Consider the following 20,702-nt stretch of genomic DNA (forward strand, 5'->3'; position numbering starts at 1 on the left):
GTGCCCGATGTCCCGGGTACGGCCACTACGATCTTGCCAATGTCAAGGCCTCCCGCGAAGCCCGCTCCGGGAGTCACCGTGCTGGGCAACCTCGCCATCGACGTGATCGACGGCGGTGACCGCACCCCGGGCGGGTGCGCATCGTTCGCGGGAGTGGCGTTGGAGGCCGCGGGTGGCTACGGTCGGATCGTGGGCCTGGCGGCTGCCGAGGACATGTCGTTGTTCGCGGGACTCATCGAACGGTTCGGCCCGATCCTGACTGTCCTGCCCGCCGACCGCACGAGCTCCTTCCGGCTGGACTATGTCGACGTCGATCACCGCCGGATGTCGGTGGAGGCCATCGGCCCGGTCTGGGGAGACGCCGAGATCGAAGCCGCTGACCCGGCCACCACGTGGGTCCATCTGGCGCCGCTGCTGCGCACCGACTTCCCGCCGGGCGCGCTGGCGTTGCTCGCGCGGCGCGGCCACCGGGTCGCCTACGACGGGCAGGGCCTCGTGCGGGCCGACCGGCTGGGGCCGCTGGTTGTCGACCGCCACTATCCGCGCGAACTCCTGGCCGATATCGACATCCTCAAGCTGGCCGAGGACGAGGCGCTGATCGTCGCCGACGGCGACTTCGACGAGGGCACCGCCCGACAGCTGGGGGTCCCGGAGATCCTGGTGACCTACGGATCGGAAGGCTGCGACATCTATACCGGCGGCAGCTGTGTGCGTGTTCCGGCTGCGTGGCGGGTCGAAAACGTGCAGACCACCGGGGCCGGCGACATGTTCACCTCGAGCTATGTCGCCAACCGGGCGGCCGGCGCCGATCCCACCTCGGCGGCAAAGGCCGCCAGTGAACTCGTCGCGGGTGAACTCGAGAAGCGGCGAGGCGACGCACCGTAGCCGTGGGCGCGTCCGCAACGCCCGCGGCGACTTACTCGCGAGTAGCTAAATCTCTTAGAGTTAACACGCCCGTAAAAGTGACGAACGACACATCAGTGTCTCACCTGGCGGTACATCATGGCCGTGAGCTGTGACTTTGGGCCCTTGACGACGGCGTGTCAGGGCCCATTGGGGGGATGGCTTGCCTAAGAAAGTGCAATAATCGGTACTGCGAGTGACAGCAATTGCACACGGCTGTCCGATTTCGCTGGCGCGTCGTTGGACCGCGACACGGAATTGGCCCGAGAAGAACCAATGAAAGGCGGGCACGTGGGTCCGAACGGCAACGGGGCTACGGGTAACCGGCAGAAACTCGAAAAGGTCGTCATCCGATTCGCCGGTGACTCCGGCGACGGTATGCAGCTCACCGGTGACCGGTTCACCACCGAAGCGGCTCTCTTCGGCAATGACCTTGCGACACAGCCGAATTACCCCGCCGAGATCCGTGCTCCCCAGGGCACGCTGCCCGGCGTTTCGTCGTTCCAGATCCAGATCGCCGACTACGACATCCTTACCGCCGGTGACCGCCCGGACGTGCTGGTCGCCATGAACCCGGCGGCGCTCAAGGCCAACCTCGCCGACCTGCCGCGCGGTGGCCTGGTGATCGCCAATTCTGACGAGTTCACCAAGCGCAACCTCGCGAAGGTTGGCTACGAGAGCAATCCCCTCGAGAGCGACGAACTCTCCGAGTTCGTGGTGCACGCGATCCCGATGACGACGCTGACCCTCGGTGCGGTCGAGGAGATCGGCGCGTCCAAGAAGGACGGTCAGCGGGCCAAGAACATGTTCGCCCTCGGCCTGCTGTCGTGGATGTACGGCCGGCCCATCGAGACCAGCGAGACGTTCATCCGGGAGAAGTTCGCCCGCAAGCCCGATGTCGCCGAGGCCAACGTGCTGGCGCTCAAGGCGGGCTGGAACTACGGCGAGACCACCGAGGCGTTCGGCACCACCTACGAGGTGGCCCCGGCCAAGCTGGCTCCCGGCGAGTACCGGCAGATCTCGGGTAACACCGCTCTGGCCTACGGCGTCATCGCCGCCGGTCAGCTGGCCGACATTCAGGTGATCCTGGGGAGCTACCCGATCACCCCGGCCTCGGACATCCTGCACGAGCTGTCCAAGCACAAGAACTTCAACATCTTGACCTTCCAGGCCGAGGACGAGATCGCCGGCATCGGTGCCGCTATCGGCGCGTCCTACGGCGGGGCGCTGGGCGTTACCAGCACCTCGGGTCCCGGCGTCTCCTTGAAGTCGGAGGCCATCGGCCTGGCCGTGATGACCGAACTGCCTCTTCTGGTGATCGACGTGCAGCGCGGCGGGCCCTCGACCGGTCTTCCGACCAAGACCGAGCAGTCCGATCTTTTGCAGGCGATGTTCGGCCGCAACGGCGAGTCGCCGGTGGCTGTTCTGGCTGCGCGCTCCCCGTCGGACTGCTTCGAGGTCGCCATCGAGGCCGCCCGGATCGCGCTGACCTACCGCACGCCGGTGCTGCTGCTGTCCGACGGCGCGATCGCCAACGGTTCGGAGCCGTGGCGTATCCCCGACGTCGGGGATTTCGCACCGATCGACGCCAACTTCGCCAAGGCGGGGGAGGACTTCGCCCCCTACAACCGTGACCCGGAGACCCTGGCCCGTCAGTTCGCGATCCCGGGAACTCCCGGTCTGGAGCACCGCATCGGTGGCCTGGAGTCGGCCAACGGCTCGGGCAACATCTCCTACGAGCCGGCCAACCACGATCTGATGGTCCGGTTGCGTCAGGCCAAGATCGACGGCATCGACGTGCCCGATCTCGAGGTGGACGACCCGACCGGCGACGCCGAACTCCTGCTCCTAGGCTGGGGTTCGTCGTTCGGACCGATCGGCGAGGCCTGCCGCCGAGCCCGCCGCCGCGGCATCAAGGTGGCCCACGCCCAGCTGCGTCACCTCAACCCGTTCCCGGCCAACCTCGGTGAGGTGCTGGCGCGCTACCCGAAGGTCGTCGTGCCGGAGATGAACCTCGGCCAGTTGGCGCTGCTGCTGCGCGGCAAGTACCTGGTCGACATCCAGTCGGTGACCAAGGTGCAGGGCATGGCATTCCTCGCCGACGAGGTCGAGGGCATCATCGATGGAGCCCTGAACGGCACGCTCAGGGAGACCGAAAGCGACAAGGCGAAGTTCGCCAGGCTGGCGGCAGCTACCGCGGGAGTGAACGCATGACCGATCTGATCGGAACCGACCTTCTGGCACCGGCGTCGAAGACGGCGGGGGTGCCCACCACCGACGCGCCGCAGAAGGCCAAGGACTTCACCACCGACCAGGAGGTGCGGTGGTGCCCGGGGTGCGGTGACTACGTCATCCTCAACACCATCCGCAACTTCCTGCCCGAGCTCGGGTTGCGCCGGGAGAACATCGCGTTCGTCAGCGGCATCGGCTGCTCGAGCCGGTTCCCGTACTACCTGGAGAGCTACGGCTTCCACTCGATCCACGGGCGTGCCCCGACCGTTGCGACCGGCCTGGCGCTGGCGCGCCCCGATCTGTCGGTCTGGGTCGTCACCGGTGACGGCGACGCGCTGTCCATCGGCGGCAACCACCTGATCCACGCGTTGCGCCGCAACGTCAACATCACGATCCTGCTGTTCAACAACCGGATCTACGGGCTGACCAAGGGGCAGTACTCGCCGACCTCGGAGGTTGGCAAGGTCACGAAGTCCACCCCGATGGGCTCGCTGGACTACCCGTTCAACCCGGTGTCGCTGGCGCTGGGCGCCGAGGCGACGTTCGTCGGGCGGGCGCTGGACTCCGACCGTGCGGGCCTGTCCGAAGTGCTGCGCGCCGCCGCCGAGCACCGGGGTGCTGCACTCGTCGAGATCCTGCAGGACTGCCCGATCTTCAACGACGGCTCCTTCGACGTGCTGCGCAAGGAAGGCGCCGAGGAGCGGGTCATCAACGTCCGCCAGGGTGAGCCGGTGACATTCGGCGCCAACGGTGAGTACTGCGTGGTCAAGACCGGGTTCGGCCTGGATGTCGCCAAGACCGCCGACGTGTCCGCCAGTGACATCGTGGTCCACGACGCCCAGATCGACGACCCGGCCTACGCCTTCGCCCTTTCCCGGCTGTCCGACCAGAACCTCGAGCACACCGTGATGGGCATCTTCCGGCAGGTCAGCCGGCCCGCCTACGACGACGCGGCCCGTGACCAGGTCCTTTCCGCCCGTGAGGCCACCCCGCACGACCGCCATGCACTGCAGTCACTGCTGCGTGGGCGTGATACCTGGACCGTGGACTAGTCGGGATACGCCATGGGCGCTGACGCTCCGCTGGCCGCCGTAGTACTGGCGGGCGGTGCGTCGCGCCGCATGGGCCGCGACAAGGCCACCCTGCCGCACCCCAGCGCGGCGACCACCATGGTCGAGCACACCGTCGAGGTTCTCAGCGCCCGGTGTGCCCCGGTATTCGTGATCGCCGCACCCGGTCAAGCCCTTCCTGCCTTGCCTGCTGAGGTACTGCGTGACGAGGTCCGCGGGGTCGGTCCGCTGCTGGCCACCGGCCGGGGCCTGCGTGCTGCCGCCGACGCCGGGTTGGAGCGGGCCTTCGTCAGCGCCGTCGACATGCCTTTTCTGTCTGTCGAAGTCATCGACGCCCTGGCCGACTACGAGGGCGTCGACGTCGTGCTGCCCTGGGACGGCAGGGACCACTACCTCGCCGGCATCTACCGCACCGGGTTGGCCGATCACATCGACGCCCTGGTCACCGCCGGCGAGCGCAGCATGCGTGCACTGGCCGAAACCGTTGTGACTCAGCGCGTGGTGGTCCCCTTCGAGCACCAGCTGGCAAACATCAATTCGCCCGCCGACATGGCGCAGCAACCGTCGAAATAAACCGACCAATAGTCGTTATAGGCCGGCCAATAACAAATCGGTAATCTCCTGGCTACTGTTATCTGCGCTGCCGTCCCTGTGAGGGGCCGCAAAACTGGTGCGCCAGAACGCTTTTCGGCGTTCCGCGGGGAATCGCCCAGCGCTGGCAGACGGCATTTAACCCAAACAGCCCCCGGGGTTCACCGACCGTGACCGAGACGCTGCGCGCCGGTGATCGAGGGCGACCGTAACCCGCCACCGCGCGCCGCAGGGCTTACCGGGGCCGCTCCGGCGCCCCGGTGGCGTACCCGTGAAAGCCTATGGTCAAGGGGGTATCCGGTGTGGTAAACGGGGATCACCGACCCAGGCGCCGATCGCCTGCGACGCCGTGGCGATACCGGTATTGAGCTCGAAAAGCACTGTCGCGCAGTAGATTACATGTCGCAAACCGGCGCGGACGACCTATCGCCGCGCAGCTAACCAGGTGGCCGACCGGGACGGCCTGTTTCAGTCGACCTGGGGTGCGGGTGGCCGAAAAGCTGTTATTCATCGGCGCCGGAACGCCTCGCGTTATCAAAATTCGTGTGACCCACGCCACAAAAAGTGCGTGATTAACGTCACTTAATTGTCCGGCGCGTCAACATTCGCCCAGTGGAGTAAACACGCGGCTGACCTGCACAGACAACTCTCAGGTTCGTACCGTGATTGTGTTGTTATCAAACCGAGATAAGCGTGTCGCTGGCGTGACTTCGTTCTAGCTGGTCCGTACGGTCCTAGTCGTTCCCCACCGGGAGCAAACAACTCCAGATGTACGAACCCTGCGTGTGAGTGGGGCCGGGGAGGTTTACAGGACCTCCTGCTGTCGCCGGTGACCTAACCCGGCGGGACCGGCCGGCCGCCACTGTCGTGCCCGACCGAGACGGCGCGATCCGAGGACACCTTGCTGGCAAGCCAGCGATGCCCTGCCTGACGGCGGGCGATCTCCCCGGCGGACGCGCGGCGAAAGGATAGATTTTGAACCACCTCCGCACGACGCTTGCACGGTCCTTCGGGATGGCCGCCATCGGCGGCGCCCTGGTCGTCGCTCCGATGGCCATGGGAACCGGCACCGCCTCCGCCGACAGTGGCGTGAACTGGGATGCGGTTGCGGCCTGCGAGTCCGGCGGTAACTGGGCCATCAACACCGGCAACGGCTACTACGGCGGTCTGCAGTTCACCATCGGCACCTGGCGTGCCAATGGTGGCAGCGGCTCGCCGCACACGGCGTCGCGTGAGGAGCAGATTCGGGTGGCCGAGAACGTGCTGCGCAGTCAGGGCATCGGCGCATGGCCGGTGTGCGGACGCCGCGGCTGATCTAGCTGCCAACAGCTGTCCACAAGGGTGGCGTCGGACCTCATGAGTCCGGCGCCACCCTTGTCTCATTAAGAGCTCCTCTATCAGAAATCTCAGAGAATTCAATTGACACGCCAGTAACACCCGCCCCTTTAGGTGCGATTCACCTCACAACAGCGCAGAAGTTGCGCCCCTTGGTCGGGAAGGGCACACAGATGAGCACCATTCGCAGGATCGTCACTCTGGCAGTCATCTCAGGAGCACTGGCTCTGGCCGGATTCGTGCTGAGCTGCGGAAGTGCTTCCGCCGACAGCGGGGTCAACTGGGACGCAGTGGCGCAGTGCGAATCGGGCGGCAACTGGGCGGCTGACACCGGCAACGGTTTCTACGGCGGTCTGCAGTTCAAGCAGGCCACCTGGGCCGCCAACGGCGGTGTCGGCTCTCCCCACCAGGCCTCCCGCGAGGAGCAGATCCGCGTCGCCGAGAACGTCGTGCAGAAGCAGGGCATCGGCGCATGGCCGACCTGCGGCCAGGCCGCCGCCACTCCCGGCTTCGCCGTCCCGGTCTCCAACGGCTCCACCGCGACCGGCGCCCCGGCCCAGGACGCATGCGCGAATGTTCTGAGCGGCCCGTTCAAGTCGATCGACTTCAACAAGATGTGCCAGGCCATCCACGACCCGGGTAAGGCCATCGCCAACGCACTCGGCCTTCGCTGATATCCCGCCAACGACGCCCAGCCGGTTCACACCGACTGGGCGTCGTTGCGTGTGGGCAGCACAAACGCCGACCGCCCGGCGATGGAAGCGAGATGGCGGGTCACCAGGAGCTCCGGCAGCAGCACTGTGGCACGGCTGAGTGCGCCGCTCAGCGCCGCGGGCCGCAGATTCATGATGCGGCCGATCGTGCGTGACTCGCGCACCAGGGCGGCCACCCGTCGACGCCGAAACGCCGCGTAGGACGCGAACGCGCTCGGAAGATCCGGCAGCAGGCCGGTGAAGGCACCGAGTACTGCGGCGTCCTCGAGAGCCTGACAGCCACCTTGTCCGAGGTGCGGGCGCATCGGGTGGGCGGCGTCGCCGACGAGCGCGACGGGGCCGGACGTCCAGCACCGGGCGGGGCTGCGGTCGTAGAGGTCGTTGCGCAGCACCTCCGCCGGGTCGGTCGCAGCCAGCATCCGGGGAATCGGGTCAGCCCAGGACGCCAGCTTCGAGCGCAGGTACGCCAGTTCGCCCTGCGCGGCCGCGGCACCCTCGGCCACCCGTTCGGTGACGAACCAATAGGTGCGATCCGCACCCATCGGGACGTGGCCGACCTCGGTGCCGGATCCCATCGTCTCGCCGGCCAATTCCGCGGGGATCGCCATCGCGGCGACGCCACGCCACGCGGTGTAGCCGGCATAGCGGTGCGCCAAGGGTCCGTTGAGATAGCCGGCGACCACCGAACCGGTCCCGTCCGCGCCGACGACGGCGTCCACCTCCAGTTCTGAGGAATCCGAGAGGTCCAGACGGACCCGTCCCGCAGACACCGTCAGCCCGCGCACCGCGGTCCCCGCGACGACGGTCTGCGGCGCCAGGACGCCGGACAGAACGTCGCGCAATGCCACCCGCTGCAGGACCACGAGGGGCTCGCCGAGCGCGGTGACGATGCGCTCACCGGCCGGCCGGCGCAGCCAGCTGCCGTCCTTCCACCGGATGGCGCCGGCGGGGACCCGGCCGCCCGCGCCGCGAACCTGATCGCCGAGCCCCAGCACGTCCAGCGCGGCCAAGGCGTTCGGCCAGATGCTGATGCCGGCTCCGGAACTGGTATCGGTCCGTTCTTCGATCACTGTGACGGAATGACCCTGCCGCTGTAGCGCGACGGCGGTGGCCAGTCCGGCGATACCCGCCCCGACGACGGCGATGTCGGCCATGGAGCCGACCCTAGCCCCGGCTGTGCTACGAACGGGACATGACCTCAGGGCCGTTCGACGACCTCGACACCTACATCGCGCTACCCCGGGTGTCCGGGCTGGCGGTCGCACCCGACGGATCCCGCGTCGTGACGACCGTCGCCGAACTCAATGCCAAGAAGACCGAGTACGTCAGCGCGGTGTGGGAACTCGACCCCGAAGGAGTCCACCCGGCACGGCGGCTGACCCACGGACTCAACGGCGAATCGGCGCCCGCGTTCACCGCCGAGGGCGATCTGGTGTTCACCGCGGTCCGCCCGACCGAGGACGACGACAAACCCCCTGCCGCGCTGTGGCGGCTGGCGGCTGCCGGCGGGGAATCGACCCGGATCGCCGAACTGCCGGGTGGCGTCACGGCGGTGCGGACCGCGTCGGCAGCCCCGGTGATCGTCGCCTCCGGTGCACTGCTTCCTTCGGCCTCCTCGGTCGACGAGGACCGGCGGTTGCGCGCCTTGCGTAAGGACAACAAGGTCACCGCGATTCTGCACACGGGTTATCCGGTGCGGCATTGGGATTCTGATCTCGGCCCGGACCAGAGACACCTCTTCGTCGTCGGCCCCGGCGGCGCCCTGGCTGACGTGACCGCCGGCCCGGGCGCCGCGCTCGGCGGTGAGCCGGATGTCGTAGTCAGCCCCGACGGCAGCTTCGCCGTCGCGACCTGGCGGGTGCCCGCACCGGGCGCCGCGCTGCGCTCGATCCTGATGCGAATCGATCTGCACACCGGTGAGCGCACGGTGATCGCCGACGACCCCGGCGCCGACCTTGAGAATCCTGCGATCTCCCCGGACGGCACCACGCTGGCGTTCACCAGGGAGACCGTGTCGACTCCGCAGCGCGCACCACGAATCACCCTGTGCCACAAGCGGTTGGACTCAGATGCCTGGACTGAGTTCGCCACCGGATGGGACCGCTGGCCGGCCTCGGTCACCTGGACGCGCGACGGCTCGGCCCTTCTGGTCACCGCCGACCACCACGGCAGGTGCCCGATCTTCGAAGTGAGCCTCGACGGGAAAGTCCGGCGGCGCACCGACGACGACTTCAGCTACACCAACGTCGTCGCGGCGCCGGGCGGCGTCATCTACGCCCTGCGCACCTCCTATGCCGCACCGCCGCACCCGGTGCGCATCGATGACGCGGTGACGGCGCTGCCGTGCGTCGACCGTCCCGAACTACCCGGCGAACTCACCGAGGTCACGGCGAGGACCGCCGACGGTGTCGAGGTGCGGTCGTGGCTGGTGTTACCCGCACCGGCGGGCAGGAGCGAAGCGACTCGGGGAAATCTTGCGGGCGGTCCCGCGCCGCTGCTGCTGTGGATCCACGGCGGTCCGCTGAACAGCTGGAACGTCTGGTCATGGCGGTGGAACCCGTGGCTGCTGGCCGCCCGCGGGTACGCGGTGCTGCTGCCCGACCCGGCGCTGTCCACCGGCTACGGCCAGGAGTTCATTCAGCGCGGCTGGGGCGAGTGGGGCGGTGCGCCTTACGAGGACCTGATGGCCGCCGTCGACGCCGCCTGCGCCGACCCGCGGATCGACGCGCAGCGCACCGCGGCGATGGGCGGGTCGTTCGGCGGATACATGGCCAACTGGGTGGCCGGTCACACCGACCGGTTCCGCGCCATCGTGACCCATGCCAGCCTGTGGGCGCTCGATCAGTTCGGGCCCACCACCGACGGTGCGTACTACTGGGCGCGCGAGATGACACCGGCTATGGCACAAGCGAATTCGCCGCACCGGTTCGTGGGGAACATCAGCACACCGATGCTGGTGATCCATGGCGACAAGGACTATCGCGTCCCCATCGGCGAGGCTCTGCGGCTGTGGTACGAGCTGCTGACCGAGTCGCGCCTGCCCGCCGCCGACGACGGCACCTCGCCGCACCGGTTCCTGTACTTCCCGAGCGAGAACCACTGGGTGCTCGCACCCCAGCACGCCAAGCTCTGGTACCAGGTGGTCACCGCGTTCCTCGCCGAGCACGTGCTGGGGGAGACCGCCGAGTTCCCCGCAGCGTTGGGGTAGCCGCGTCCCGGTAAGTTGGCGAACATGACCGCAGAGCAGCGTGAATTCGACATCGTTCTGTACGGGGCCACCGGCTTCGTCGGCAAGCTGACCGCCGAGTACCTGGCCCAAGCAGGCGGCGCAGCCCGCATCGCGCTGGCCGGCCGCTCACCCGAACGGCTGCTGGCCATCCGGGACACCCTCGGTGACGCCGCGCAATCCTGGCCCATCATCACCGCCGACGCGTCCTCGCCGTCGTCGCTGAACGACATGGCCGCCCGCACCCGCGTGGTGGTCACCACCGTCGGCCCCTACAGCCGCTACGGGCTGCCACTGGTGGCGGCGTGCGCGGCCGCGGGCACCGACTACGCCGACCTCACCGGCGAGGCCATGTTCGTCCGGCAGAGCATCGACGATTACCACAAGGAAGCCGTCGACACCGGGGCGCGCATCGTGCACGCGTGCGGATTCGATTCGATCCCTTCGGATATGAGCGTCTTCGCGCTCTATCGCCGGGCGCAGCAGGACGGCACGGGTGAACTCGGCGACACGAACTTCGTGCTGCGCGGATTCTCCGGCGGCGTCTCGGGCGGCACGGTGGCCTCGATGATCGAAGTGTTTCGGGCGTCGTCCAACGACCCCAACACCCGCCGGCTCTTCGAGGATCCCTACACACTGAGCCAGGACCGGGCCGCTGAACCCGAGCTCGGTCCCCAACCCGACCTGCCGTGGCGGCGGGGCCGCGATATCGCCCCGGAGCTGGCGGGCACCTGGACCACCGGTTTCGTCATGGCGCTCTACAACACGCGAATCGTGCGGCGCAGCAACGCATTGCTGGACTACGCCTACGGCACGAGGTTCCGCTACGCGGAGAACATGAGTGTCGGATCGTCGATCCTGGCACCTGCGGTCTCCGCGGTTGCCACGGCAGCCAACAATGGGGTGGTGGCACTGGGCAGCCGGTTCTTCCGGCTGCTGCCGCGCCGCCTGGTCGAGCGCATCGCCCCCAAGCCGGGCACCGGGCCCAGCGACGAAGCCCGTGAGAAAGGCTACTACCGCGCCGAGACCTACACCGCCACCACTGGCGGCGCACGTTACGTCGCCACCATCGCCCAGCAAGGCGACCCCGGCTACAAGGCGACGTCGGTGATGCTCGGCGAATGCGGCCTGGCCCTGGCGTTCGACCGCGACAAGCTCTCCGATTTGCGCGGTGTGCTGACCCCCGCGGCGGCGATGGGTGACGCACTGCTGGCCCGATTCCCGGCGGCCGGTATCACCTTGGAGACGGCCCGCCTCAACTGATTTATTCTCTGCGCGTAATTAGTGCCGCAGGGGTTCGGCTCGACTAATGTCGGCTCCGATCTCCGCAAACATTCATCACGAAGGTGGAACCTCATCATGGCCGGTCTCGAAGACCTCTTGAACCAGATCCCGGTAGCTGACATCGCCAGCAAGCTCGGTGCTGACCAGGGCGAGGTGAGCCAGGCTGTCCAGACGCTGGTGCCCACGCTGCTCGGCAGCATCCAGCACAACGTCGTCTCCGGCGACATCGACTCCAGCAAGCTCGAATCGACGATCGCCGAGACCGCTTCCAGCGATCTGCTCGACGGCGGGGTGAACGTCGACCAGGTCGACACCAGCCAGGGCGAGGCGATCGTCTCGCGTATCTTCGGGGGCAACGACACCAACCAGGTGGCCTCGGCGCTCGCCGGAACCGGTGCCGGCGGCGGCGACCTGATCAAGAAGCTGCTGCCGATCCTGACCCCGATCATCATCGCCTACATCGGGAAGCAGTTCGCCGGTAGCCAGGCGGGCGGCGCCAGCACTCAGGCCGCAGCCTCCGGCGGTGGCCTCGGCGATCTGCTCGGCGGCATCCTCGGCGGAGCCACCGGCGGCAGCGGCGGCGGCAACAACGCGCTGGGCAGCATCCTGGGCAGCGTCCTCGGCGGCCAGCAGGGCGGTGCCATCGGCAGCATCCTCGGCGGGCTGCTCGGCGGCAAGAAGTAGAGCGAACGGCCCGGCGGGAGGCGACGCTGTGCGCACCGCCCGTCGGGCCCGGCTCGCCCGTTCCTAGAATTGACGGGTGACCACCACTGACGACTCTCGTGCCGAGGCCCTGCCCAAGTCGTGGGAGCCGGGCGCGGTAGAGCAGCAGATCTATCAGGGCTGGGTCGATGCCGGCTATTTCACCGCCGATGCCACCAGCGCCAAACCCCCGTACTCCATAGTTCTGCCGCCGCCGAACGTGACCGGCAGCCTGCACATGGGCCACGCGCTGGACCACACCCTCATGGATGCCCTGACCCGGCGCAAGCGCATGCAGGGCTTCGAGGTGCTGTGGTTGCCGGGCATGGACCACGCCGGCATTGCCACCCAGTCGGTGGTGGAAAAGCAGATCGCCGTAGACGGCAAAACCAAAGAGGACTTCGGCCGCGAGCTGTTCGTGCAGAAGGTCTGGGACTGGAAGCACGAGTCCGGCGGGGCGATCGGCGCCCAGATGCGCCGCATCGGTGACGGCGTGGACTGGAGCCGCGACCGCTTCACCATGGACGAGGGTCTCTCCCGGGCGGTGCGCACCATCTTCAAGCGGCTCTACGACGCCGGGCTCATTTATCAGGCCGAGCGATTGGTCAACTGGTCACCGGTACTCGAGACGGCGATCTCGGACCTCGAGGTGAAGTACGAGGACATCGAGGGCGAGCTGGTGTCCTTCCGGTACGGGTCGATGGACGACTCGCAACCACACCTGGTGGTGGCCACCACCCGGATCGAGACGATGCTCGGCGACACCGCGATCGCGGTGCACCCCGACGACGAACGCTATCGGCACCTGGTCGGCACCACGCTGCCGCACCCGTTCCTCGACCGCGACATCGTCATCGTCGCCGACGCGCACGTCGACCCCGAATTCGGTACCGGCGCAGTAAAAGTCACCCCCGCCCACGACCCGAACGACTTCGAGATCGGCCTGCGGCACAACCTGGCGATGCCGTCGATCATGGACACCAAGGGCCGGATCGCCGACACCGGAACCCAGTTCGACGGCATGGACCGCTTCGAGGCGCGCGTCAAGGTGCGCGAGGCGCTCGCCGCCGAGGGACGCATCGTCGCCGAGAAGCGGCCGTATCTGCACAGCGTCGGGCACTCCGAGCGCAGCGGCGAGCCGATCGAGCCGCGGCTGAGCCTGCAGTGGTGGGTGAAAGTGGAGTCGATGGCCAAGGCCGCCGGCGACGCGGTCCGCGGCGGTGACATCGTGATCCACCCCAAGAGCCTGGAGCCGCGCTGGTTCGCCTGGGTCGACGACATGCACGACTGGTGCATTTCGCGTCAGCTCTGGTGGGGCCATCGCATCCCGATCTGGCACGGGCCCAACGGCGAGACGGTGTGCGTCGGTCCCGACGAGACTCCGCCGGAGGGCTGGGAGCAGGACCCCGACGTCCTGGACACCTGGTTCTCCTCGGCGCTGTGGCCGTTCTCCACGATGGGCTGGCCGGACCGCACCCCTGAGCTCGAAAAGTTCTATCCGACAACTGTTCTGGTCACCGGTTACGACATCCTGTTCTTCTGGGTGGCCCGGATGGTGATGTTCGGGACGTTCGTGTCGGGGGACGACGCGATCACCACCGGCGGCACGCGCGGCCCGCAGATGCCGTTCGAGAACGTCTTCCTGCACGGCCTGATCCGCGACGAGCACGGCCGCAAGATGAGCAAGTCCCGCGGCAACGGCATCGACCCGCTGGACTGGGTGGAGCTGTTCGGCGCCGACGCGCTGCGGTTCACCCTGGCCCGCGGCGCCAGCCCCGGCGGTGACCTGTCGATCGGCGAGGACCACGCCCGTGCGTCGCGCAACTTCGCCACGAAGCTGTTCAACGCCACTCGGTTCGCGTTGATGAACGGAGCGGCGCTGGCGCCACTGCCGGCGGCCGAGGATCTGACCGACGCCGACCGCTGGATCCTCGGGCGGCTGGAACAGGTTCGGGCCGAGGTGGATTCAGCCTTTGACGGCTACGAGTTCAGCCGGGCGTGTGAGTCGCTGTATCACTTCGCCTGGGACGAGTTCTGCGACTGGTATCTGGAGCTGGCCAAAGTACAGATCGCCGAGGGAGTTTCGCACACCACCGCGGTGCTGGCCGCGGTCCTCGACGCGTTGCTCAAGCTGCTGCACCCGGTGATGCCGTTCGTCACCGAGACATTGTGGAAGGCGCTGACCGGGCAGGAATCTTTGGTTATCGCCGACTGGCCTGAGCCGTCCGGCCTGACACTGGACGGCGTTGCTGCACAACGCATCGCCGACGTGCAGAAGCTGGTCACCGAGGTGCGCCGGTTCCGCAGCGACCAGGGTCTGGCGGACCGGCAGAAGGTGCCCGCCCGCCTGTCGGGCGTCGAGCAGGCCGGCCTGGGTGCACACGTCGCGCCGGTCACCGCACTGGCCTGGCTGACCAGCCCGGCCGCGGAGTTCAGCCCGACGGCGCACATCGAGGTGCGGTTGTCCGGCGGCACCGTCGACGTCGAACTCGACACCTCCGGGACCGTCGACGTTGCCGCCGAGCGTCGCCGGCTGGAAAAGGACCTGGCCGCCGCGCAGAAGGAATTGGCAGGCACCACAGCCAAACTCGACAATGAGGCGTTCCTGGCCAAGGCGCCCGATGATGTCGTCGCCAAGATTCGCGGGCGCCAGCAACTGGCCCGCGAGGAAGTCGACCGGATCACCGCACGCCTGGCCGCGCTGGCATGACGGAGCCGCTGGGCCGGCGACATCCGGCTGACGAGCCAACACCGGACGAGATCGCCGCACTGCTCCAGGTCGAGCATCTGCTCGACCAACGCTGGCCGGAGACCAAGCTCGAGCCCAGCACCGCCCGTATCTCGGCGCTGATGGATCTGCTGGGCTCACCGCAGCGCAGCTATCCGTGCATCCACGTCGCCGGCACCAACGGCAAGACCTCGGTGGTGCGGATGATCGACGCGCTGCTGACCGCGCTGAACCAGCGCACCGGGCGTACCACCAGCCCGCACCTGCAGTCGGCCGTCGAACGCATCGCCATCGACAACCAGCCGATCAGCCCCGCCCGCTACGTCGAGGTCTACCGCGAGATCGAACCCTTCGTGCAGATGATCGACGCCCAGTCCGAGGCCGGCGGGGGACCGGCGATGAGCAAGTTCGAGGTCGTCACCGCGATGGCGTTCGCCGCCTTCGCCGATGCGCCGGTCGACATCGCCGTCGTCGAGGTCGGGATGGGTGGGCGCTGGGACGCCACCAACGTCGTCGACGCACCCGTGGCGGTTATCACCCCGATCGGCATCGACCACACCGAGTACCTCGGCGACAGCATCGCCGAGATCGCGGCCGAGAAGGCCGGCATCATCAGCGCCCCGCGAGGTGAGCTGGTGCAGACCGACACCGTCGCCGTGATCGGCCGCCAGGAGCCGGCGGCGATGGAGGTGGTGCTGGCCGAAGCGGTCCGCGCGGATGCCGCGGTGGCCCGCGAGGACTCCGAGTTCGCGGTGCTGAGCAGGCAGGTCGCGATCGGCGGCCAGGTGCTCGAACTGCAGGGCCTCGGCGGGCGGTACTCCGATATCTTCCTGCCGCTGCACGGCGAACATCAGGCGCACAACGCGGCGGTGGCCCTGGCAGCGGTCGAGGCGTTCTTCGGGGCCGGCCCGCAGCGGCAGCTCGACATCGACGCCGTGCGGGCGGGTTTCGCCGCCGCGACGAGTCCAGGCCGGCTGGAGCGGATGCGCAGCGCGCCGACGGTGTTCATCGACGCTGCGCACAATCCTGCCGGTGCCGCGGTGCTCGCCGGTGCGTTGAGCACCGAGTTCGACTTCCGTCTGCTCGTCGGTGTGCTCAGCGTGATGGGGGACAAGGACGTCACGGGCATCCTGGCCGCGCTCGAGCCGGTGCTTGACCAGATCATCGTCACCCACAACGGGTCGCCCCGGGCGCTGGAGGTCGAGGCGCTGGCGCTGCGGGCCGAGGAGATCTTCGGGCCCGAACGGGTGCTGCGCGCCCAGACGCTGCCCGACGCGATCGAGACGGCCACCGCCCTCGTCGAGGACGACGCCGCCGAAGCCGACGGGTTCTCCGGCGCCGGAATCGTCATCACCGGCTCGGTGGTGACGGCCGGAGCGGCCCGCACCATCTTCGGGAAGGACCCGCAATGACCGACGACACGCCCGGCCCCGCGGCTCCGCCGCCCGACCCTTGGAAGAGTTTCCGCGGCGTCATGGCCGGCACCCTGATCCTCGAAGCGATCGTTGTGCTGCTGGCGCTGCCGGTGGTGGGGTCGGTCGGCGGTGGGCTGACGGCCTGGTCGACGGCGTTCCTGGTGGGTTTCGCAGTGCTGCTGATCCTGCTGGCCGGCGTGCAGGGCAAGCCCTGGGCGATCTGGATGAACCTCGGTGTGCAGCTTCTTCTGGTCGCGGGATTCGTTGTGTACCCGGCGGTCGGATTCATCGGTCTGCTGTTCGTCGTGGTGTGGGCCGTGATCGCCTATCTGCGGGCCGAGGTGCTGCGCAGACAGCGCCGCGGCCTGCTGCCCGGCCAGCAGACGCCGCCGGACTGACGGGTACGCTGTCGGCCGTGACCGCGCCGGTGACGATGCTTCAGCGATGCGATGAGGAGGAACGGCGCTAGATGACTGAGCGGACTCTTGTGCTGATCAAGCCCGATGGTGTGCAACGACAGGTGGTCGGCGAGATCATCAGCCGGATCGAGCGCAAAGGCCTCACTATCGCGGCCCTTGAGCTCAAGCAGGTCAGCGACGAGCTGGCCCGCGCGCACTACGCCGAACACGAGGACAAGCCGTTCTTCGGCTCGCTGCTCGAGTTCATCACCTCGGGACCCGTGGTGGCGGCGATCCTGGAAGGCCCTCGCGCGGTCGCGGCGTTCCGCCAGCTCGCCGGTGGTACCGACCCCGTCGAGAAGGCCACCCCCGGCACGATCCGCGGTGACTTCGGGCTGGAGACGCAGTTCAATCTGGTGCACGGCTCGGACTCGCCGGACTCTGCGGAGCGCGAGATCGCGCTGTGGTTTCCCGCCGTCTGACACTTCGTTGCGGCCAATGCCGTGCCACTACGTCAGAACTGCCCCTGCGGTGTGGGATACTGGTGGACGGATGTGCCCCTAAACACATCCGAATGAAGACTTAGACGAGCGCGACCATCGCAATCAGTGGTGCGGCGCCGACCGTCCACAGCCGTCATTCAGCCAGGCACCGAGCGCGTTCGCTACGAGCCGTTCGGAGCGAGACCATGACAAGCCCGGGGGAAGTAACCCGGGCGCATAGCGGAAGCCCTCGCGTGGCCGCGTCGTAGGACGCGCCCGGGGGCCCTAGGAGACTACGTGGCCGACGATGACATCTATCAGGACCTGCCCGAAACCCCGAGCGAGCCAGCGAGCGAACCAGCTAGCGAGCCGAAGTGGGAACCACCCGCGACCGCGGGTGAGGAGCTGCCGGACCGCCTGAGGGTGCATTCCCTCGCGCGGGTGCTCGGCACCACCAGCCGACGCGTCCTCGACGCGTTGAGCGAACTCGACGGCCGCACGCGCAGCGCGCAGTCCACCGTCGAGCGCACCGACGCGGTGCGGGTGCGCGACGTGCTGGCCCAGGAGCCGGCCCCCGCTGCCGAACAACCCGCAGCACCGGTCGAACCAGCGGCTGTCGAGGTGCCCGTCGAGGCCACGGTCGCCGAGGTCGATGCCACTGCCGACGTCGTCGAGGACGACGAGCCGGAATCGCGCCTGATCCTGGAAACCACCACCATCGAGCAGTCGGTGTACATGCCGTTGTTCGTCGCCCCGCAGCCGGTCAGAGCCGTCGCCGTCGAAAGCGACGACGACGATGAGGACGAGGACGAGGACGACGACGAGGAGTCCGGCGTCGAGACCGACGACGACCAGTCCGAGCGGCCGGCCAGCCGCCGCCGCCGGCGTGGCCGCCGCGGCCGCGGTCGTGGTCGCGGTGAGCAGGGCGAAGCCACCGGCGAGGACACCGACGACGAGGCGACCGAGAGCGCCGAGGATGACGAGACCGACGAGGTATCCGGCGACGAGGAGTCGGGCACCGGCGAGGCAGCCACCCGGCGCCGCCGCAGGCGCAGGCGTCGCAAGACCGGTGGCGGCGGCGAGGACGGGGAACCCGCCTCCGAGGACGATCCGCCCAATACCGTCGTTCACGAACGCGCCCCGCGCAGCAAGGCCGAGCGTGACCCGGATGCCATCCAGGGCATCAGCGGCTCTACCCGCCTGGAGGCCAAGCGTCAGCGCCGCCGCGACGGCCGCGACGCCGGTCGCCGGCGCCCGCCGATCCTGTCCGAGGCCGAGTTCCTCGCCCGCCGCGAAGCGGTCGAACGGGTCATGGTCGTCCGCGACAAGATCCGCACCGAACCGCCGCACGAGGGTGCCCGCTATACCCAGATCGCGGTGCTCGAAGACGGTGTGGTCGTCGAGCACTTCGTCACCTCCGCGGCGTCGGCGTCGCTGGTCGGCAACATCTACCTGGGCATCGTGCAGAACGTGCTGCCGTCGATGGAGGCCGCGTTCGTCGACATCGGCCGCGGCCGCAACGGCGTGCTCTACGCCGGTGAGGTCAACTGGGAGGCGGCCGGACTCGGCGGTGCGCAGCGCAAGATCGAGCAGGCCCTCAAGCCCGGCGACTACGTCGTCGTCCAGGTCAGCAAGGACCCGGTCGGGCACAAGGGCGCCCGACTGACCACTCAGGTCTCACTGGCCGGCCGCTATCTGGTCTACGTGCCGGGTGCCTCGTCGACCGGGATCAGCCGCAAGCTGCCCGACACCGAGCGCCAGCGCCTCAAGGAGATCCTGCGTGAGGTGGTTCCGTCGGATGCCGGCGTGATCATCCGCACCGCCTCCGAAGGGGTCAAGGAAGAGGACATCCGCGGCGACGTCGAGCGCCTGCAGGAACGCTGGAATGCCATCGCCGCGGAAGCCGAGCGGGTCAAGGGCAACAAGGCCGGCGCCGCGATCGCGCTGTACGAGGAGCCCGACGTCCTGGTCAAGGTGATCCGGGACCTGTTCAACGAAGACTTCTCCGGGCTGATCGTCTCCGGCGACAGCGCCTGGGAAACCATCAACGAGTACGTGAATTCGGTTGCGCCGGAACTGGTTCCGAAGCTGACGAAGTACGATCCGCCGGGTGGTCCCGACGGGCCGGACGTGTTCGCGGTGCACCGCATCGACGAGCAGCTGGCCAAGGCGCTCGACCGCAAGGTGTGGCTGCCCTCGGGCGGCACCCTGGTGATCGACCGGACCGAGGCGATGACGGTCGTCGACGTCAACACCGGCAAGTTCACCGGCGCCGGGGGCAACCTGGAGCAGACGGTCACCAAGAACAACCTCGAAGCGGCCGAGGAGATCGTGCGCCAGCTGCGGCTGCGCGATATCGGGGGCATCGTGGTGATCGACTTCATCGACATGGTGCTGGAGTCCAACCGCGATCTGGTGCTGCGACGGCTCACCGAGGCGCTGGCCCGCGACCGCACCCGTCACCAGGTCTCCGAGGTCACCTCGCTGGGCCTGGTGCAGCTGACCCGCAAGAAGCTCGGCACCGGCTTGGTGGAGGCCTTCTCGACGACGTGCAGTCACTGCAGCGGGCGCGGCATCGTGCTGCACGCCGACCCGGTGGACACCACGCAGGCGGTGGCGCGCAAGGCCGAGTCCGGCAGCCGTCGCAGCAAGCGTGGCAAGAAGGGACGCACCGAGGAGCCGTCGGTCGCCCGGGTACCTGTGCATGTCCCCGGCGAGCACCCGATGTTCAAGGCGATGGCCGCGGCCAACGGCAAACCCGAGGACGAGGACTCCGAGGAGGAGCTGGCCGACGAGCTCGACCGCGAGGCGATCTCGGAAGCTGAAGCCGACATCGAGGAGCAGGTGGCCGACGAGGCCGTCGACGAGGATCTCGACGACGAGGAATTCGACGAGGACGAGGCCGACGAGGACGAAGACGACGAGGACGACGACGAGATCGACGTCGACCTGGACGAAGACGACGAGGACCTCGACGACCCCCTTGACGTCGACGATGACGACGCCGACGAGGACGATGACGACGAGGATCTGCCCGATAGCGGTGAGTACGACGACGTCGACGAACCCGCCGTTGTGCAGGCGCCCGTGGTCGCCGGCAGGCGGCCCCGCCGCCGTGCAGCGGCCCGTCCCGCCGGGCCACCCGTGTCCTAGGCGAGGCGGTTTGACCCTCCCGGTGCTGGTCACGTAACCTTGAGCAGTTGTCGCCAGGCGTCCGACGCCGGTGGCAGCGGGCTTAAGATCCCGCACCCCCAAGACCCGCGCACGCAGCTTCGGTTAGCGCGCGCCCGCAGAGCAAGGCAGAGGAACTGATGGCGACGTACGCAATCGTCAAGACCGGCGGCAAGCAGTACAAGGTCGCCGTGGGAGACATCGTCAAGGTCGAGAAGCTCGAGGTCGAGGCCGGTAGCTCCGTTTCGCTGCCTGTCGCGCTCGTCGTCGACGGCGCCAAGGTGACTACCGACGCCAAGGCTCTGGAGAAGGTCGCGGTCACCGGTGAGGTGCTCGAGCACACCAAGGGTCCCAAGATCCGCATCCACAAGTTCAAGAACAAGACCGGCTACCACAAGCGGCAGGGTCACCGTCAGCCGCTGACCGTGCTCAAGGTCACCGGGATCAAGTAG

Annotated in this window: 15 protein-coding genes and 1 pseudogene; 15 read left to right on the plus strand and 1 reads right to left on the minus strand. The window is 68.1% G+C overall.

The annotated features are described in order from the left end of the window. The first annotated feature begins 39 nt into the window (after positions 1-39). From HBE64_RS08080 to HBE64_RS08105, 6 genes and pseudogenes are all read left to right on the plus strand, one after another. Positions 40-885 carry a PfkB family carbohydrate kinase gene (locus HBE64_RS08080; protein ID WP_167100104.1) on the plus strand — a complete coding sequence of 282 codons (846 nt, stop codon included), beginning with the start codon at positions 40-42 and terminating at the stop codon, positions 883-885. 309 nt (positions 886-1,194) lie between these two features. Further along, complete coding sequence (locus tag HBE64_RS08085; RefSeq protein WP_167100107.1) at positions 1,195-3,117, plus strand: 2-oxoacid:acceptor oxidoreductase subunit alpha; 1,923 nt, start codon at positions 1,195-1,197, stop codon at positions 3,115-3,117. Continuing rightward, entirely contained in the window at positions 3,114-4,187 is a 1,074-nt protein-coding gene (locus HBE64_RS08090; RefSeq protein ID WP_167100110.1) for a 2-oxoacid:ferredoxin oxidoreductase subunit beta, read from the plus strand. Before HBE64_RS08085 ends, HBE64_RS08090 begins: the two co-directional genes overlap by 4 nt. 12 nt (positions 4,188-4,199) lie before the next feature. Continuing rightward, positions 4,200-4,778: a molybdenum cofactor guanylyltransferase gene (mobA, locus tag HBE64_RS08095; protein WP_167100113.1), complete on the plus strand. Its 579-nt coding sequence runs from the start codon at positions 4,200-4,202 to the stop codon at positions 4,776-4,778. Between the two features lie 1,036 nt (positions 4,779-5,814). Next, a pseudogene (locus HBE64_RS08100) lies at positions 5,815-6,110 on the plus strand (transglycosylase family protein); the annotation flags it as partial. A 194-nt stretch (positions 6,111-6,304) separates the two neighbouring features. Beyond that, positions 6,305-6,805 (plus strand): transglycosylase family protein, encoded by a 501-nt coding sequence (locus HBE64_RS08105; RefSeq protein WP_167100119.1) that lies wholly within the window; start codon positions 6,305-6,307, stop codon positions 6,803-6,805. Positions 6,806-6,831: 26 nt separating this feature from the next. On the opposite strand, the gene HBE64_RS08110 is transcribed toward HBE64_RS08105, so the two are convergent. Further along, positions 6,832-7,998, minus strand: a complete 1,167-nt coding sequence (locus tag HBE64_RS08110) for an FAD-dependent oxidoreductase (RefSeq protein WP_167100122.1) — start codon at positions 7,996-7,998, stop codon at positions 6,832-6,834. A 38-nt stretch (positions 7,999-8,036) separates the two neighbouring features. Between HBE64_RS08110 and HBE64_RS08115 the strand changes: the two genes are divergently transcribed. The 9 genes from HBE64_RS08115 (at position 8,037) to rplU (ending at position 20,702) form a co-directional block, all read left to right on the plus strand. Beyond that, a complete protein-coding gene (locus HBE64_RS08115; protein WP_167100125.1) occupies positions 8,037-10,052 on the plus strand; it encodes a S9 family peptidase in 2,016 nt (671 codons plus the stop codon). A gap of 24 nt (positions 10,053-10,076) precedes the next feature. Continuing rightward, the gene (locus HBE64_RS08120; RefSeq protein WP_167100128.1) at positions 10,077-11,333 is read left to right on the plus strand and encodes a trans-acting enoyl reductase family protein; all 1,257 of its coding nucleotides are present in this window, start codon (positions 10,077-10,079) and stop codon (positions 11,331-11,333) included. A gap of 96 nt (positions 11,334-11,429) precedes the next feature. Next, on the plus strand, positions 11,430-12,038 hold the full coding sequence (locus HBE64_RS08125) for a DUF937 domain-containing protein (protein ID WP_167100132.1): 609 nt from the start codon (positions 11,430-11,432) through the stop codon (positions 12,036-12,038). A gap of 76 nt (positions 12,039-12,114) precedes the next feature. Further along, positions 12,115-14,766 carry a valine--tRNA ligase gene (locus HBE64_RS08130; protein WP_167100135.1) on the plus strand — a complete coding sequence of 884 codons (2,652 nt, stop codon included), beginning with the start codon at positions 12,115-12,117 and terminating at the stop codon, positions 14,764-14,766. After that, on the plus strand, positions 14,763-16,196 hold the full coding sequence (locus HBE64_RS08135) for a folylpolyglutamate synthase/dihydrofolate synthase family protein (RefSeq protein WP_167100138.1): 1,434 nt from the start codon (positions 14,763-14,765) through the stop codon (positions 16,194-16,196). The genes HBE64_RS08130 and HBE64_RS08135 overlap by 4 nt, the downstream gene beginning before the upstream one ends. Further along, positions 16,193-16,597, plus strand: a complete 405-nt coding sequence (locus HBE64_RS08140; protein ID WP_167100141.1) for a DUF4233 domain-containing protein — start codon at positions 16,193-16,195, stop codon at positions 16,595-16,597. Before HBE64_RS08135 ends, HBE64_RS08140 begins: the two co-directional genes overlap by 4 nt. A gap of 71 nt (positions 16,598-16,668) precedes the next feature. Continuing rightward, complete coding sequence (gene ndk / locus HBE64_RS08145; protein WP_167100144.1) at positions 16,669-17,079, plus strand: nucleoside-diphosphate kinase; 411 nt, start codon at positions 16,669-16,671, stop codon at positions 17,077-17,079. A gap of 297 nt (positions 17,080-17,376) precedes the next feature. After that, positions 17,377-20,232 carry an Rne/Rng family ribonuclease gene (locus HBE64_RS08150; RefSeq protein WP_167100147.1) on the plus strand — a complete coding sequence of 952 codons (2,856 nt, stop codon included), beginning with the start codon at positions 17,377-17,379 and terminating at the stop codon, positions 20,230-20,232. A gap of 158 nt (positions 20,233-20,390) precedes the next feature. Beyond that, on the plus strand, positions 20,391-20,702 hold the full coding sequence (gene rplU / locus HBE64_RS08155; RefSeq protein WP_167100150.1) for a 50S ribosomal protein L21: 312 nt from the start codon (positions 20,391-20,393) through the stop codon (positions 20,700-20,702).

Source organism: Mycobacterium sp. DL592 (assembly GCF_011694515.1).
Classification (GTDB): Bacteria; Actinomycetota; Actinomycetes; order Mycobacteriales; family Mycobacteriaceae; genus Mycobacterium.

Coding starts and splice junctions, on each gene's coding strand:
- HBE64_RS08080 (WP_167100104.1), top strand. CDS start 40: ATGTCAAGGCCTCCCGCGAAGCCCGCTCCGGGAGTCACCGTGCTGGGC.
- HBE64_RS08090 (WP_167100110.1), top strand. CDS start 3,114: ATGACCGATCTGATCGGAACCGACCTTCTGGCACCGGCGTCGAAGACG.
- mobA (WP_167100113.1), top strand. CDS start 4,200: ATGGGCGCTGACGCTCCGCTGGCCGCCGTAGTACTGGCGGGCGGTGCG.
- HBE64_RS08105 (WP_167100119.1), top strand. CDS start 6,305: ATGAGCACCATTCGCAGGATCGTCACTCTGGCAGTCATCTCAGGAGCA.
- HBE64_RS08110 (WP_167100122.1), bottom strand. CDS start 7,998: ATGGCCGACATCGCCGTCGTCGGGGCGGGTATCGCCGGACTGGCCACC.
- HBE64_RS08115 (WP_167100125.1), top strand. CDS start 8,037: ATGACCTCAGGGCCGTTCGACGACCTCGACACCTACATCGCGCTACCC.
- HBE64_RS08120 (WP_167100128.1), top strand. CDS start 10,077: ATGACCGCAGAGCAGCGTGAATTCGACATCGTTCTGTACGGGGCCACC.
- HBE64_RS08125 (WP_167100132.1), top strand. CDS start 11,430: ATGGCCGGTCTCGAAGACCTCTTGAACCAGATCCCGGTAGCTGACATC.
- HBE64_RS08135 (WP_167100138.1), top strand. CDS start 14,763: ATGACGGAGCCGCTGGGCCGGCGACATCCGGCTGACGAGCCAACACCG.
- HBE64_RS08140 (WP_167100141.1), top strand. CDS start 16,193: ATGACCGACGACACGCCCGGCCCCGCGGCTCCGCCGCCCGACCCTTGG.
- ndk (WP_167100144.1), top strand. CDS start 16,669: ATGACTGAGCGGACTCTTGTGCTGATCAAGCCCGATGGTGTGCAACGA.
- rplU (WP_167100150.1), top strand. CDS start 20,391: ATGGCGACGTACGCAATCGTCAAGACCGGCGGCAAGCAGTACAAGGTC.